This is a genomic window from Sphingomonas sp. CCH9-E2, from assembly GCF_001557215.1.
In the GTDB taxonomy this organism is placed as follows: Bacteria; Pseudomonadota; Alphaproteobacteria; order Sphingomonadales; family Sphingomonadaceae; genus Sphingomonas.
In genome coordinates this window covers 1-2,060 of sequence record NZ_LSJM01000210.1, presented here as the reverse complement: position 1 = coordinate 2,060, position 2,060 = coordinate 1, and the positions used below count along the sequence as shown (strand labels likewise).

Annotated in this window: 2 protein-coding genes; both read left to right on the top strand. The window is 71.4% G+C overall.

What is annotated here, in order from left to right; genetic code table 11:
• Window positions 1–396 (top strand): DsbA family protein (locus AX681_RS09990; RefSeq protein WP_156456070.1); only part of this gene is annotated, 396 nt, incomplete at its 5' end.
• Window positions 397–423: 27 nt separating this feature from the next.
• The coding region (locus AX681_RS09985; RefSeq protein WP_156456069.1) for an AAA family ATPase at window positions 424–2,060 on the top strand (1,637 nt) is incomplete at its 3' end.

Sequence of the window (2,060 nt, the reverse complement as noted above, 5' to 3'; positions counted from 1 at the left end):
GCGGCGCTGGCGGGTCAGTGCGGCGGGCCGGGTCCGTTCTTCGCAATCCTCGACCAGATGTTTGCCGAACAGCAGACGCTGATGAGCAACGGCCCCAAGCAGGGCGACCCGTTCATCCAGCAGGTCGAAGCAATGGCACCGCAGCAGCGCATCGGAGCCGTCGCGGAGAAGTTCGGCTATCTCGCCTTCGTCCAGCAGCGTGGCGTGCCCGAGGCACAGGCACGCGCATGCCTTGCCGACGCCGCCGCAACCGACGCAATCGTCAAGGCGGCCGAGGCTGGTCAGAAGCAGTATAATATCTCTGGCACCCCGACCTTCATCCTCAATGGCAAGGTGCTTGAAAACACCGGCACCTGGCCGCAGGTCGAAGCCGCGCTGAAGGCCGCGGGCGCCTGAACCGCATGAACGGGCGGGGCCGCTGACATGCAGATCAAGCGGCTCCGCCTGACGGGGTTCAAGAGCTTCGTCGACCCCGCCGATCTGCGCATCGAACCGGGGCTGACGGGCATTGTCGGCCCCAATGGCTGCGGCAAGTCCAATTTGCTCGAAGCGCTGCGCTGGGCGATGGGCGAGAACAGCGCCAAATCGATGCGCGGCGCGGGGATGGAGGACGTGATCTTCGCGGGTACCGCCAGCCGCCCGCAGCGCGATTTTGCCGAAGTCTCGATCCTCGCCGAACAGGCCGGCGGCCCCGATGATGGCGAACTTGAAGTGGTCCGCCGGATCGAGCGTGGCGCGGGGTCGGCGTATCGCATCAACGGCCGCGACGTCCGCGCCAAGGATGTCGGCCTGCTCTTCGCCGACTCCGCAACTGGCGCACATTCCCCCGCTTTGGTCAGCCAGGGGCGGATCGGCGCGATCATCCAGGCCAAGCCCGGCGAGCGCCGCCAGATGCTGGAGGAAGCCGCCGGCATTTCCGGCCTGCACGTCCGGCGCAAGGACGCCGAGCAAAAGCTGCGCGCGACCGAGGCCAATCTCACCCGGCTCGACGAGCTGATCAGCGATCAGGAGGCGCGCGCCGCCGCACTCAAGCGTCAGGCGCGACAGGCCGAGCGCTATCGCGAGCTGTCCGACCGCATCCGCGTGGCCGAGGCACGGATGATCTTCGCCCGCTGGCGCGACGCCGCTGCCGCTGCCGACGCCGCGAAACAGGAAGCCGCTGCAGCCGAGGCTTTGGTCGCCGAGCGCACCGCAGCGCAGGAGGCGGCGCTCGCCGCGCAACAGGCGGTCGCGACCACGCTCGCCACCGCGCGCACCGCTGCCCTCGCCCAGCGCGACCGCGCGAGCGAAGCGATGCACCGGCTGGCGACGCTGCGCAGCGAACGCGCCGCGATCGACCGGCGCATATCCGAACTGCAAGATTCGGCCACCCGGCTGGAAGCCGACAAGGAGCGCGAAGGCGCCCTCGCGCGCGACGCCGCCGACGCGCTCGCGCGGCTCGACAGCGAGACACAGGCGCTCAACGCCCGCATCGCCAAGGCGACCGCGCGCATGCCCGATCTGGATGCGGCGCTCGCCGACGCCGAACGCGCCGCGCGCGATGCCGAGGTCGCGCTGGCACAGGCGCTCGCCGCCCAGGCCGCCGAAGCCGCAGAGACCCGCGTCGCCGACGCCGCACTTGCCGCCGCGCGCACCCGTGCCGAGCGCGCCACCCGCGAATCCGCGCGGGTCGAGGCTGAGATCCGAGCGCTCGGCGATCCCGCCCCGCTCGCCGCCGAACGCCAGCGCGCCGCCGAGGCGCGGGCGCAGGCGGCGCATCAGGCCGAATCCGCGCGCACCGGTCTGGCCCGTGCCGACGCCGCCGAACGCGCGGCAATCGACTCGCGCAGCCGCGCCCAATCCGCCCGTGCCGAGGCACATGCCGAACTCGCCCAACTCGACAGCGAGGCAGCGGCGCTGTCCAAAGCCACGCGCCCGAGCGGCAAGGAACGGCTGCTCGACAAACTGACGGTCGCGCCCGGTTACGAACGCGCACTCGCCGCCGCGCTGGGGGACGATCTGGAAGCCGGTCTGGACCCGGCGGGCGAACGCCATTGGGCGGGGGCCGAAGCGCTGCCCAG